The organism is Microbispora sp. H10949, from assembly GCF_014161435.1.
Classification (GTDB): domain Bacteria; phylum Actinomycetota; class Actinomycetes; order Streptosporangiales; family Streptosporangiaceae; genus Microbispora; species Microbispora triticiradicis.
This window is the reverse complement of record NZ_JABBWZ010000003.1, coordinates 513,553-527,427: the sequence shown is the minus strand read 5'-3', so window position 1 is coordinate 527,427 and position 13,875 is coordinate 513,553. Positions and strand designations below refer to the sequence as shown.

General features: G+C 70.4%; 8 protein-coding genes. 5 read left to right on the top strand and 3 right to left on the bottom strand.

Features of this window, described 5'->3' with window-relative positions:
• Positions 1-5 precede the first annotated feature (5 nt).
• Entirely contained in the window at positions 6-1,430 is a 1,425-nt protein-coding gene (locus tag HHX40_RS36455; RefSeq protein ID WP_310738012.1) for an RICIN domain-containing protein, read from the bottom strand.
• A gap of 123 nt (positions 1,431-1,553) precedes the next feature.
• Positions 1,554-3,983, bottom strand: a complete 2,430-nt coding sequence (locus tag HHX40_RS37605) for an RICIN domain-containing protein (protein ID WP_182880252.1) — start codon at positions 3,981-3,983, stop codon at positions 1,554-1,556.
• A 383-nt stretch (positions 3,984-4,366) separates the two neighbouring features.
• Between HHX40_RS37605 and HHX40_RS09790 the strand changes: the two genes are divergently transcribed.
• The 4 genes from HHX40_RS09790 (at position 4,367) to HHX40_RS09775 (ending at position 9,497) form a co-directional block, all read left to right on the top strand.
• Complete coding sequence (locus HHX40_RS09790) at positions 4,367-5,104, top strand: FadR/GntR family transcriptional regulator (RefSeq protein WP_208758869.1); 738 nt, start codon at positions 4,367-4,369, stop codon at positions 5,102-5,104.
• Between the two features lie 282 nt (positions 5,105-5,386).
• Entirely contained in the window at positions 5,387-6,946 is a 1,560-nt protein-coding gene (locus HHX40_RS09785; RefSeq protein ID WP_220498889.1) for an arabinofuranosidase catalytic domain-containing protein, read from the top strand.
• Positions 6,947-7,293: 347 nt separating this feature from the next.
• Positions 7,294-8,673, top strand: a complete 1,380-nt coding sequence (locus HHX40_RS09780) for a lectin (RefSeq protein WP_259403396.1) — start codon at positions 7,294-7,296, stop codon at positions 8,671-8,673.
• A gap of 410 nt (positions 8,674-9,083) precedes the next feature.
• Complete coding sequence (locus tag HHX40_RS09775; RefSeq protein WP_182880251.1) at positions 9,084-9,497, top strand: hypothetical protein; 414 nt, start codon at positions 9,084-9,086, stop codon at positions 9,495-9,497.
• A gap of 44 nt (positions 9,498-9,541) precedes the next feature.
• Here the strand turns inward: HHX40_RS09775 and HHX40_RS09770 are convergent, their stop codons facing one another.
• Positions 9,542-10,642 carry a hypothetical protein gene (locus HHX40_RS09770; protein ID WP_182880250.1) on the bottom strand — a complete coding sequence of 367 codons (1,101 nt, stop codon included), beginning with the start codon at positions 10,640-10,642 and terminating at the stop codon, positions 9,542-9,544.
• Between the two features lie 550 nt (positions 10,643-11,192).
• Between HHX40_RS09770 and HHX40_RS09765 the strand changes: the two genes are divergently transcribed.
• Entirely contained in the window at positions 11,193-13,844 is a 2,652-nt protein-coding gene (locus HHX40_RS09765) for a hypothetical protein (protein WP_182880249.1), read from the top strand.
• The last annotated feature ends 31 nt before the right edge of the window (positions 13,845-13,875 follow it).

Below are 13,875 nucleotides of genomic sequence, written 5' to 3'. Positions count from 1 at the left end.
CGTGGTCAGACGCGGGTCCACTTCTGGTTGGTGCCGCCGGTGCACGACCAGATCTGGACCCTGGTGCCGTTGGCGGTGCCGTTCCCGGACACGTCCAGGCACTTGTTCGCGCCGACGGCGGTGATGCTGCCGTCGGAGTTGAGCCGCCACTTCTGGTTGTTCTGGCCGTTGCAGTCCCAGATGATCACCGCGGTGCCGTCGGCGGTGCCGCCGCCGTTGACGTCCAGGCACTTGTTGCCGTAGACCCGCAGCTCGCCCGCGCTGGTGGAGGTCCACTTCTGGTTGTTCTGGCCGTTGCAGTCCCAGATCAGCACCGTCGCGCCGTTGGCCTGGGAGGCGCCGTTGACGTCCAGGCACCGGCCCGACGCCACACCCCTGAGCGCGCTCGTGCCCCCCGCGGGCGGAGTGCCCGACGGAGTCGAGGTGGGCGTCGAGGTGGGTGTGGAGGTCGGGGTCGAGGTCGGGCTGGCCGTCGGACCGCCGCCGGGCGGGTCGAGCGGACAGCTGGCCATGTACTTCGAGATGCCGTTCGCGTTGGTCAGCGACGGGCACAGGAACGGCGCGTACCGGGTGTCCCTGTCGACGAACAGCTTCAGCCAGATCATCATGGTGCGCGCGAAGGCGCCCGAGTTGCCGCCGCCGCCCCCGGCGGGGAAGCCGTGCCCCTCGTTCGCGATCTCGACGTACGCGCGCTCCACACTGCCGGGGATCGTGTTGTACGCGCTCTGCGCGTACTGCGGGGTCACCGTTCCGTCGGTCTGGCCGGCGAAGATGATCGTGGGGCTCTTGATGCCCGACAGGCTGCCGTCGGGCACGTACGGCGCCTGCCCGACCGCGGTCAGCAGCGAGGGCCGCTGGTCGGCCGCGAGGATGGCCCCGCCGCCGCCCATCGAGTGGCCGCCCACCGCCAGCCGGCCCCGGTCGACCCGGTCCCGTACGGAGCTGCTGTTGACCAGGTAGTCCAGCGCGGCGAGCAACTGGGCGGCCCGGGCGTCGGCGTAGTCGTTGAGGGTGTTGGTCTCGATCCCGATCACGACGAACCCGAACGAGGCGAGCCTCGGGCCCTGCCAGGCGTAGTAGCTCCAGGCGGTGCCGAAGCCGGGGGCGATCGCGATGGCGCCGAAGGTGCCCTGGCTGGTGTCGGTCGGGTAGTAGATGACCCCGCCGCCGAATCCGTTGCCCCTGGGCACGGTCACCTGGGCGGTGGCGAAGGGACCGCGGTCCGCGGCGATGCTCGCCGCGGTGGGCGCGGGCCCGCGCTGGTAGGGGTTGTCGGCGGCGGACGCGGTGGACGGCCACCCCGCCGCGCCGGCCATCACCAGGAGGACGGCCACGATCCCGGCGAGGACGGCTGCGAAGCGCCTCGGTCCGGCGTCGTACGCGAAGAGGGCCCGGCGGGAGGCCGGCTCCGGGGCTTGCGGTGGGGACACTACTGCTCCTGCGGGATGGGAGTCGGCGGCGGCCGCCGTGCCGTGCTCCGCCGGGGTGAGGGTCACCCCGGCGGAGCCTCGAAGGTCACATGCGTCGGAAGCTCTGCGGGAGCGTCGCGGGTGTCAGACGCGGGTCCACTTCTGGTTGTTGGCGCCGGTGCACGACCAGATCTGCACCTTCGTGCCGTTGGCGGTGCCGTTGCCGGACACGTCCAGGCACTTGTTCGCCCCGACCGCGGTGATCGTGCCGTCGGAGTTCAGGCGCCACTTCTGGTTGTTCTGCCCGTTGCAGTCCCAGATGATCACCGCGGTGCCGTCCGCCGTGCCCGCGCCGTTCACGTCCAGGCACTTGTTGCCGTAGACGCGAAGCTCAGTCGCGCTGGTGGAGGTCCACTTCTGGTTGTTCTGGCCGTTGCAGTCCCAGATCAGCACCGTCGCGCCGTTCGACTGCGACGCACCGTTGACGTCCAGGCACCGGCCCGACGCCACGCCCTTGAGCGAGCTCGTGCTCCCGGCGGGCGGAGTGGGCGAGGCCGACGGGGAGGCCGACGGCGACGACGTGCCGCTCTGGGGCCCGGCGGCCGCCATCACGGCCTGCGCACCGGACGGCCAGTTGCCGCCGGAGACGACGACGTTGTTGTTGACGACGTTGCCGCGGTCACCGTTCGTGATGTTGGTGCTGCTGTTGGTCGACCAGTTGCCGGTGACGGTGAAGTTCCCCATGTTCTCACCGCCCCAGTAGTTGGCCGTGGCCCAGGTGCCGGTGTTCGACAGGACGTTGTTCCTGACGGTGTAGTACTTCGAGCCCTCGTCGAAGTAGACGCCGAAATAGCCGTTGGTCCGCAGGCAGTAGTTGTCGCTGATCACAGCGCCGGGGTTCCAGGACAGCGTGTAGATGCACCCGCCGTCGGTCATCTGCTGCATGACGTCGTGCACGTAGTTGCCGACGAGCTTGTTGCCGGACGCGGTGGTGGCCGTGGTGTACCGCGGCTGGTAGTTGTACAGCCCGCGGTTGGTGTAGCTGTTGTTGCCGCCGGGCTCGTTGGCGCCCCAGCCGTAGCCGATCGACATGCCGGTGTACGGCAGGTTGTAGACCTCGTTGTGCGACACGTCCGAGGTGGTGACGTAGGTGGTCAGGACCGAGACGATGCCCCGGTAGTCCAGGCCGAGGTCGTGGATCCGGTTGTTGCTGACCGTGATGTTCCGGTTGACCATCCGCTGGTCGCTCGGGTGGTGCGCGTCGGCGCGCACCCCGCCGGCCACGACGCCGCCGGCCGAGTTGCGGGCGATCTCGGACCGGGTGACCGTGATGTCGCTCGCGCCCAGGCCCACACCGCTGGCGTGCGCGTTCGCGTCGTTGCCGATGCCGATGGCCGTCTGGCCCAGATTGACGAACTGCGAGTCGGTGAACGTGATGTTGTTCGCGGCGGAGACCTGGACCGCGGCGGGCATCTGGTACCAGTTCGGCCGCGCGGACTCGAACGCCTGGCAGCCCTCCTGGCAGGAGGTCAGCCTGTCGGCGGGCCAGTTGTAGTTGCCCGCGATGTAGGAGCCGGTCTGCTGGTCCGCGAAGCCCTGGTTGCTGCTGGGCCCGAGCCAGGTCGTGCCGGTGAACGTGATGCCGCTGAACGTGATGTGGTGCGCGGGCGAGTCATAGGTGCCGCCGACGTCGACCAGCGACTGCAGCACCGGCAGCTCGACGCTGACGTTGTTGATGTTCTGCCCGGACGCCGGGATGTAGTACAGGACGCCGGTCCCGGGGTTGATGTACCACTCACCTGGGGAGTCCAGGAACTCGTACGCGTTCTCCAGGTAGAGCGCGCCCGCCCGGTGCGGCTGGCTGAAGGTGTCGTACCCGAAGGTGTTGTTGTTCCAGCCGGGCTGCTGCATCGTGATGAAGTTGCCGCTGATGCTCTGCACCGTCACGTACCGGTCGGTGAACGAGCCGACGCTCTCCATCTCGACCCGGTTCTGGTTGGCCAGACTGTTCAGATAGCTCAGCGCGCTGCTGCTGAACCTCATCCCGGTGGTGGTCGCGGTGAAGTCGTTCCGGTTCACCTGGGTGCGGGCGCGCGTGGCGAGGGCTCCGTTGACGTACAGCTGCCGGGTGTCGATCCCCGTGCCGACGTTGGCGCGCCAGATGTTCTTCCCGGCGTCCGCCTGTGACCAGCCCGTGACCGCCCGGGCCCCGCTGATGGCGGGATGGGCGCCCGCCGCCGCCTGCCACCTGACCGTGTAGCCGTTGTTCCCGGAGTCGGCGGAGGTCAGCCGGAGCGGGGAGGAGAGCCGGTACACCCCGTCGGCCAGCTGAACGACGATGTCGCCGGACATGGAGCCGTTCAACGACCGCACCGCCGTCTGCGCCGCGGGCAGCGAGCACGGCTCGGCCGAGGTGCAGGCGGTGCCGGTGCCCGAAGGGGACGCGTAGAGGGTCGTGGTGGCCGCGAAGGCCGAGGCGGCCGGGGCGACGAGGGCGAACGCCGCGGCCAGCGCCGCGGCGACGACGCCGGTCAGGACCGGCCTCAGCGCCGTGACGGGCGAAGATCGTTGCACGGTGGTTCCTTGGGGGGTAGGGGTGCGGTCAGGTCACGCCCTCCTCCGGCAGGTGACGCCCTCCTGAGGAGGAGACCGTCGTCGGACGCGGAGGTGTACGACGACGGCCGGCTGTGCGGATCCGGACCAATTACGATCGGAGCACCAAGGACCCGTCAAGACCTTAAGCCCACTCATTTCACACAGCGCACATTCAGGTCCCGGGCACAGTGAACCGTTTTCCATCACTCACCTGCGGTAACGCCCTCCACGCGCGCGTCCCGCTCCTGGCTGCCGAAAATGAACCGTTCACATGTGTCGTACTGATCGGATCCGTCTCCGGGAGGGCGGGAAGGGCGCCCCGATCGGTCATACTTCTGCAGGGATGGCGAGGAGGAGGCGCGGTGACCGACACCCCGCGTGAGGGCGGATACCGGCCGGGCTACGAGGTGGCCGCGGAGCAGGTGCTGGAGTTGATCGCCCGGCTTGGCCTGCGTCCGGGTGACCGCATGCCGACGGAGAACGACCTGGCCGGACAGCTGGGCACCAGCCGCACCGTCGTGCGCGAGGCGGTGAAGATCCTGTCGGCGCTCGGCCGGGTGCGCGCCCAGAAGGGCCGGGGCCTGTACGTCGCCGACGACGAGGGGATGCTGGGCGCCGGGCGGCTGGCGTCGTTCTTCCTCCCCACCGACCTCGACCATGTCTACATGCTGTTCGAGTTCCGGCGCGCCCAGGAGATGGAGACCAGCCGGCTGGCCGCCCGCCGCGCCACTCCCGCCGAGCTCAGAGCCGTCGAGGAGGCCGCCGCCGTGTGCCGCCACGGCTTCGACACCGGGCGCCAGGACCTGTTCGACGAGGGCGACGACGCCTTCCACACCGCCATCGCCACGGCCTCGCACAACATGTTCCTCCAGATCGCCGTACGCGAGGCGCGGCGGCTGCAGGCCCAGTCGAGCCTCATCGGGCTGCGCGGCTCGGTCGGCGGGCACGCCGCCAAGGCCGTCGAGGAGCACGACGCCATCTACCAGGCGATTCGCGCCGGTGACGCGGAAGCGGCGGCCCACGCCGCCGCGACGCACATCGACAACACCCTGGACGACTACCGCAGGGAAATCCAGCAGCGCCTCTTCTCGTCCGACTGACCCCGGCAGGCCATCGGCCGCCCGGACCGGCCTTGACAGGCGGTCCGTGTGTCGTGTGTGCTTCGCTGTACACCGCACCATCTCGCAGCGGATCCGGTGCGATGGCGAATCGATTCGCATACGCCGCTTCGCATCCGTCGTGACGCCGACGGCCTGCGGGCGGATCCCGCCCTGTCCGCTGCTCCCCGATCTCTGCTCCCTGCTCACGCGGTCTCCGGTGCGGCCCCGCGGTTCTCCGAGCGCGGGGCCGCACCGGCCCTATCCCCCCAAGGAGTACCCACGATGGAACCCTCATCCGTTCCCTTACCGGACCGCGCGCCGCACGGACGGCGCTCCCGGGCGGCCGTCATCTCGTCTGCCATGGCGGTGCTGACCACCCTCCTGGCCGCCGCTTTGAGCTGGTCGGCGCCCGCTTCGGCGGCGACCACGCCACTGGTGGGCGTGGGGTCGGGCCGGTGCCTTGACGTCAACGGCGCCTCGCAGACCAACGGCGCGACGGTGCTGATCTGGGACTGCAACGGCCAGAACAACCAGCAGTGGACGACCACCAGCGCGTCCGAGCTGCGCGTCTACGGCAGCAAGTGCCTCGACGTGAACGGCGCGGGCACGGCGGACGGCACCGCGGTGATCATCTGGGACTGCAACGGGCAGAACAACCAGAAGTGGCGCTTCAACTCCGACGGCAGCATCACCGCCGTCGGCGCGAACAAGTGCCTGGACGTGTCCGGCAACGGCACCGCCAACGGCACCAGGGTCCAGATCTGGTCGTGCACCGGCGCCAGCAACCAGAAGTGGACCACCGGGGGGCAGCCCACCACGTCGCCCAGCGCCTCGCCGAGCGCGACCCCCACCACGTCGCCCACACCGCCGCCGCCCGGCGCGCGCCCGTGCGACATCTACGCCTCGGGCGGCACGCCGTGCGTGGCCGCGCACAGCACGACGCGGGCGCTGTACGGCGCCTACAACGGCAACCTGTACCAGGTGCGGCGTTCCTCGGACAACACCACCCGCAACATCGCCGTCCTGACCGCGGGCGGTGTCGCCAACGCGGCGGCCCAGGACTCGTTCTGCTCCGGCACCACCTGCGTCGTCACCGTCGTGTACGACCAGTCCGGGCGGGGCAACGACCTGTGGTACCAGGGATCCAGCGTGGTCCCCGGCTCTCCCCAGAGCAAGCCGGCGGTCGCGACCACCGAGTCGCTCACCGTCGGGGGCAACAAGGCGTACTCGCTGTACATCAACCCCGGCAACAGCTACTGGCGGGACGGCCACCTGACCGGCGTCCCCACCGGCAGCGCGCCCGAGGGCATGTACATGGTGACCAGCGGCACCCACGTCAACAGCGGCTGCTGCTTCGACTACGGCAACAGCGAGACCACCCGCAAGGCCGACGCCGCCGGAGCCATGGACGCCATCAACTTCAGCAAGCAGTGCTGGTTCGGCGGCTGCTCCGGAAGCGGCCCGTGGGTCCAGGCCGACCTCGAATGGGGTCTGTTCCCGGGCGGCAGCCAGTCGTGGAACCCCAACCAGCGCGCCTTCACCAGCAAGTTCGTCACCGCCACCCTGAAGAACAACGGCACGTCCCGGTTCGCGATGAAGGGCAGCAACGCCCAGTCCGGCAGCCTCTACACGCTGTACGACGGCTCGCTCCCCGGCGGCTACAGCCCGATGAAGAAGCAGGGCGCGATCATCCTCGGCAGCGGCGGCGACTGCTGCAAGCCCGACGGCGGCGCCAACCTCAGCGCCGGCACCTTCTACGAGGGCGCGATGGTCGCCGGGTACCCCTCCGACGCCACCGAGAACGCGATCCAGGCCGAGATCGTGGCGGCCGGCTACCGCTAGACCCCGTCCCGCCGCGGCCCGGACCCCGGGCCGCGGCGGCGGGCCACCCTCGCAGCGGCCTGAAAGAGTACGACTTAGTTTCACCGAACGGCCGTCTTTTCGCAGATGCCTGCGGAGATGAGTAGCACTCATCGCGATCACGGTGGAATCGCACAAGGGACCAGAATCACCAGTTCAACCGGCTGCGAAGCCGAAACCTACGGCCTGCGACCCGGGAGATCCGGCGTCGTCGGCGGTGAAAAGAGCATTCTTATGCTCTTGACTGATTTGTTGACTGGGACCGTAATGTGCCTGAGGCTCCGGGACACCTCATCCGACACTCGACACAGCACAGAAAGTTGCGTGACTTGAGGTACAAATCCATCTTCACCGCGGTCACCGCGGCGGCGCTTCTCACCCTGGGAACGGCGGGTGTGGCACTCGGCGGCACCGCGTCCACCACCCACAGCGCCGTCGCCGCCGCGGCGACGGCCGGCTGCGGCAAGACTCCGACGCTGAGGAGCGGCACGCAGTCGATCACGACCAGCGGAAAGAACCGCAGCTTCATCCTGAGGATCCCCGACAACTACAACAACACCAACCCGTACCGGTTGGTCTTCGGGTTCCACTGGAACGGCGGCACCGCCAACGACGTCGACTCGGGCGGCACCAGCGGGTACGTCTGGTCCTACTACGGGACCAGGGCGCTGTCGAACAACACCACGATCTTCGTCGCGCCCCAGGGCTTCAACAACGGCTGGGCCAACTCGGGCGGCGAGGACGTCGTCTTCGTCGACGACATGATCCGGCGGCTCGAGTCGGACCTGTGCATCGACACCACCCAGCGCTTCGCCATGGGCTTCAGCTACGGCGGCGGCATGAGCTACTCGCTCGCCTGCTCCCGGCCCACCGTGTTCCGCGCGGTGGCGGTCTACTCCGGCGGACAGCTCAGCGGGTGCAGCGGCGGCACCGAGCCCGTCGCGTACCTCGGTTTCCACGGCCTCCGCGACCCGGTGCTCAACATCTCCCAGGGCCGGTCGCTGCGGGACAGGTTCGTCAGGAACAACGGTTGTACGCCCCAGAACCCGCCGGAGCCGGCACAGGGCAGCCTGACGCACATCGTCACCTACTACTCGGGGTGCCGGGCCGGCTATCCGGTCGCGTGGGCGGCGTTCGACGCGGGCCACACGCCCAACCCGGTGGACGGGAAGTCCGGCGACTACGAGCCGGGTGAGAACTCCTGGACCCGAGCGGTGACGTGGAACTTCTTCACGCAGTTCAGCGGCAACTCGACGCCTTCGGCGACTCCCAGCACGACTCCCAGCTCGACGCCCTCTTCGACTCCGACGGGCCCCTCGGGCGGCACGAACTCCCTCAGGGGCGTGGCGTCCAACCGCTGCCTGGACGTCAACGGCGCTTCGCAGACCAACGGCGCCACGGTGCTGATCTGGGACTGCAACGGCCAGAACAACCAGAAGTGGACCTCCACCAGCGCGTCCGAGCTTCGCGTCTACGGCAACAAGTGCCTTGACGTGAACGGCGCCGGCACCGCCGACGGCACCGCGGTCATCATCTGGGACTGCAACGGCCAGAACAACCAGAAGTGGCGCTTCAACTCCGACGGCAGCATCACCGCCGTCGGCGCCAACAAGTGCCTGGACGTGTCGGGCAACGGCACCGCCAACGGCACGAAGGTGCAGATCTGGTCGTGCACCGGCGCCAACAACCAGAAGTGGACCCGCGTCTGAGTCCAGCACCTGATCGGGTGCCGATGACGTCACCCAGCTGAAGAAGGCCGGTCCGCCTCACGACGGACCGGCCTTTTTCACACCTCGGATGCCGGCCGGTGGGCTCTGCAATTTTCAGCGGTTCGCCGTCGACGGAAGGTCTCCGTGCGGCGTCCGCCCAGGTGCCGCGGGGCTCCGTCCACCCGGTTGGGAAAGGGGGATTACCTTCTCCCCCGCATATGTACACAGGCGGGATGATCGCCGAGTGTTGGGGAGCCGGCGCCCGCGGGAATCCGACCACGGCGCCGGGCCACGCAGCCCGTCGCCTCACGCTGGAGACGATCACCCATGCCACGCGGTGACACCCGGTTCCTCCACGTGCTCCTGACGGCGGAGCTGTCCGCCCGTTCCCTCTACGTCAGGAGAGCTCCATGAAGCCAGCAGGCGTGTTGTTCGCCGCCGTCGTCGCGACGCTGCTCGGCGTGGTGCCCGGCGCGCCCGCCGGGGCCGCCACGCCATCCGTCGCATCCGCCAACCTGCTCGGAGGCAGCTGCTCGCCCAGCCTTTACTTCACCCGGACCGGTGGCGCCGCCGTCGCGGTGAACGCCTCCATCACCTGCTCCTCATCGGTCGACTACCTCCAGGCCGATGTCCAGCTCCGCCGCTCCGGCAGCACCGTGGCGAGCAACGTCTGCGGGACCACCGACTGGTCGGTCTCCTGCGATGCCGGGGTCGCCTGCCAGTCCGGCTCCTACCAGGCCTCCGCCCAGTTCCAGGCGTACAGCACCTCCGGCTACGGGGACTACACCACCTATACGACCGCGGTCTACACCATCACCTGCTGATCCCGGCCGCCGGAGCAGGTCGCCCGGGCTGGATCGGGCCGGGGTCAGTGGACGAACGACACCGCGATGCCGAGTCCGTCGGCCAGGCCGGTGCCGCTGTCGGTGAAGGTACGCCGCGGCGGCGTGTTGCCGCCGGCCAGCCGGTCGAAGGCCAGGATGCTGCCGGGGCTGCTGAACGGGGCCGCTTTGGTGAGCACGTAGATGGTGCCGTCGACCTGGCTGCCGGCGATGCCCGTGATCACCTTTCCGGCCAGGCCGGTCGCCGGCCCGGAGATCACACGTACCGGTGCGGCGTCCCCGCTCGCGTTGCCGGCGTACACGTTGATGCGGGTCTGCTGGCCCTGGCTGACGGCCACGTAGAGCCGGCCGGTGAAGGCGGAGTAGGCGACCGCGAGCTGGTCGCAGGTGCTGGAGCAGCTGCCCAGACCGGTGTGCGGCCCGGCGATGACCCGCACCGGTGTGGCGCTGCCGGACGGGCCCCCGTTGAAGAACTCCACCGCGTTGCCGTTCGCACGCACCACTCCGGCGATCACGTGTCCGGACGTGTCCGTGGTCAGTACGCCCGGCCACGGGTGGAACGTCTCGTCCAGCGGGATCTGGCGTACCGCGGGCACCGTGTAGAGGTTCGCGGCCGTGCCCCTGGCACCCGGCGCGGCCACCGCGATCACCGCCTCGGCCTGGCCGGTCGTCACGTACGCGTACCCCGCGCTGTCCACGGCCACCGCCCGGGAATCAGGTCCCGCGACACGGAACATCCGGCCCGGCGTCGTGGCGCCCGGTGAGTAGACGAAGGTGGTCGCGTCCGACAGGAAGCTCTGCGCGTACGCGTTCCCGCTGATGTCGAAGGCGATCCCCCACGGCCCCCAGTAGGTGTTCGGGTCGCCCGGGTCGGCCAGTTGCCGTACTGGAGCTACGGCGCCCGTGCTACCGGCCGGATAGGCCGTCACCGGACCGTGGGCGTTCGCCACGTAGACGAACTCCGGACCGCCGGTGGGGTACGGCGACGGACTCGCGGTGGGGTACGGCGACGGACTGGCGAGAAGCCCGGCCGTGGCCCTGGCCGTGGCGAAGCCGCCCGGCCACCCCGTAGTCACCACGATCGCGAGCGCGGCCGCGACACCGGCCACACCCAACCGCCTCGACACAGCGCTCAGCATGCGCACAACGTCCTACCGCACCGGCCGCGAGGCAACGGCGCGATACATGTGGACGCATCCCCCGCCATGAAGTGGTCGTCTGAATTTCCCCACGCTCCGTGATCTGCTGCGGTAGCGGCCGACAACCCCGCCTCTACCTCCCTGCTCATTGACGACTCACGGCAAATGAATATTCATCCGTACCTCGGCACGAAGGCGGGGACGACGCTTCGCCACGGCGCTGCGACCGGCACATCCGCCTCCAAGCCGAACCGGGAGTTCGCGCCCCCGGTTCTGTCCACATGCTTTGAGGACGCAGCGAATTGCTACCGGAAATGCTTCGCCGACGCCGCGTCGCGGGCCTGGCGCGCCAGCCTTGCCGCCCTCTCTTCCAGAATCTCCGGATGCCGCGGTGCTGGTCCTTAATGCGTTGCCCGACGCGGGGCGTTCTCCGGATCATGTGGGTGTGGCACGGCTTGCGCATGGTGTGGTGACCGGGTGCGGGCAACGGGTGTGGTCCGTTGGTCCGGGTCCAGAGCCGGCGATCGGGGCGCCGGTCGTGGTGGGGGCGGTAGGGGCTGATCCGGGATGTGCCGTCGCGGAACTGGCCAGGCTGGTGGAGCTGGGCGGGGTGGAGGTCGCGGGGGCCGGTATCGACCTCGGGGACGGGTTCGTCTCCGCCCGGGCCGCGGGTGCGCGCGGCGACCGGCGAGACGCGGTGCTGGCGGCGCTACGGGTGCTGGGGATCGACGGCGTGGAGCGGCTCGGCGGCCGCGCGACGGTGCTGGTGGCGCTGTTCGGGCCCGCGGCGACCAAGCCGGTGGGTGCGGCGGCGGTCGAGGCCGTCACGGAGGGGCGGTGGGCGGCCCTGGAACTGGCGTCGGCGGCGAGCGATCTGCTCGGCCCGGAGCAGCTGGAACGCGTCCTCAGCCTGGAAGGGCTGGAGGGCGCCAGGTCGCGGGTCAGGCCGTCCGTACTGGCCGATCATCTGGGCAGGGTACTGGGATCGTTCCCGCCGAGACGGCGGCTGGACCTCCTGCTCGACCTGTGGACGCAGGTCACAGCGCACCGGGACGCGGCGCGCCGCCGCGAGCGGACCCTGGCGACCCAGGCCCGCCAGAGCCGGGTGGACGACCTGTCTCAGCGGTACACCCGCCATGAGGACGACCTGCTGCTCTCCGACGTCCGCCTGGACATCGGCCACGAACCGTCAGTGGCCGAGGCGGCCCGCTGGATCCCGCAGACCTGGCACTGGCACAAGTATCTCGACAGGGCGCTGCACGACGCGATCGCCGTCACCGCGCTGCTGCGCGCCGCCACCGCGGTGGCCGACCACGGCGTGCACGAAGGGCTGGCCCGATGCGAGCCCGAACTCACCGCCGCCGCCTCCCTGATGAATGACTGGGCAGCAGGGCACGCCGCCCGCCGCGTACCCGGGCTGACGGGGCTTCCGGCCCGCCCGGGCTGCCTTGTCCGGGACCTGCTCCGCGGCCGGTCGGACGACCTGGTCGCCCAGCGGCTGGCCAGGGCGCGCGACTACGGCATCGTGGTCATGGAGGCCGTCACGAAGCTCCTGCACGCGGTCCCCGACTCGGTGAGTGAGTGGGATGGGTGGGGTCTGCGAGAGTGGCGGGCCGCGGCCGGATACACCCGCCCGCCCGACCGGTGGGAGCAGCCCCCGCTGTTCGGCGGCGACCCGCTCGCGGGCCGGCCCACCGACAGCGAGACCGGACGCGACCTGCTCTGGTACGCCGACCTGGCCGACGCCCTCGCCCGGTTGCACGGGCATGACGCGGCCGTCATCGACTACACCGACACCGTTCCCGGCGTCGACTACAACCCGCGGCCCGCTCGCCCCGAACCGTTCATCCCGCGCCTGGATTCCATCGCGTCGGCGGTCGCCGGCGCCGCCCAGCTCGTCTCGCTCGGCGCGTCCCCACCGCAGCTCTGCCGCGACTGGACCGAACTTGTCAACGGGCTCGTCGGCAGCGTCGGAATCTCAGTGGCCACGACCGGCACGTTCCGGGTGCCGGCGCCGCTGGCCGCCTGGGACGGGCTCCTGGTCCCCGGCACCAAGGTCAGGATCGACTGGGCCCGCGACCCTCGCACGCTCGCCGACTGGGCGTCCTACATGGGCAACTGCATCGCCGGGCCGCATTATGTCGGCGACGCGGCCAAGGGCCGGTGCGGCCTGGCGGCGCTGCGCGACCGGGAGGGCCGCGTCATCGCCAACCTCGAGGTCCGGCCGGTGCGCGGTGGCTGGCGCGTCGCGGAACTCCAGGCCAGGTTCAACACAGACCCCGAAGCGGCGCTGGACAAGCGGGTCCGGCACTGGGCGGCGCGGATCCCGCCGCCCGCCGTACCCGAGCCCGAGCCCGAGCCCACGGTGCGTGCAGCCCGGGCCCCCTCGGGCCGCCCGACGGGCAGGCGGCCGCACGACCGTGTACTCCGTGAGGTCGGCGAGCCCCTGATCCTGCTCGTCCAGGACGCCATGACCGCCCCCGAGGCCGTACAGGCGGCCCGGACCCTGGAAGTCCTTCACGGCGGCCTGTCCGCGGCGACAGCCTTGCGGCGCCTGGGCCCGGACCGGATCACCCCGGTGTGTCGCGACGCGCTGGTCGGCGTGGGCCTGGCCAGGCTGTGGAGGGCCACCGCGAGCCGCCCCCTGGCGAACGCGCTGGCCGCGCTGGACGTCGGTCACAAGGAGGCCGAGCTGCTCGGCCTCCTTGTGACCGACGCGCCGCTGCCCGGCCTCCTGCGCACGCTCGCCCGCCATCCCGTGATCGCACCGGCCCGCTCGGCGGAGCTGGTCGCGCGCAGGATCCGTGCGGCTCTCGGCCGGCTTGCCCGAGACGGGGACCCCGCACTCGCCCTAAGTGTCACCCTGCAGGCCGACACCGCGCTGCTCTGCGCGCTCGTCGTCGCGGTCACCTCCTGGGGTGCCGCGTCGCACACGACCCGCGTCACCTCGCCCGGCAGGACCGATGTGCCCGGGTTTCCCGGCAGCGATATGAACGACCCCGACGGCCCCTGGCAGCGCGCGTTGCCCGATGCCCGCGAGCTGGGTGCCGAAATCGAGGCGTTCTGGGAGCACGTCGCCGTGGGCGGGTTGCGCGCCCACGAACGGTGGCTGGGCAACGGCGGATGGCCCGCGCTCTGGGCCAGGGCCGCCCGGCTGCGGGCTCTCCCCACGGCCTCACCGCCCCTGTGACCAGCACGTCTCCTTGCGCAACCGGGACGCA

Coding starts and splice junctions, on each gene's coding strand:
- HHX40_RS09785 (WP_220498889.1), top strand. CDS start 5,387: ATGGAACCCTCATCCGTTCCCTTACCGGACCGCGCGCCGCACGGACGG.
- HHX40_RS09775 (WP_182880251.1), top strand. CDS start 9,084: ATGAAGCCAGCAGGCGTGTTGTTCGCCGCCGTCGTCGCGACGCTGCTC.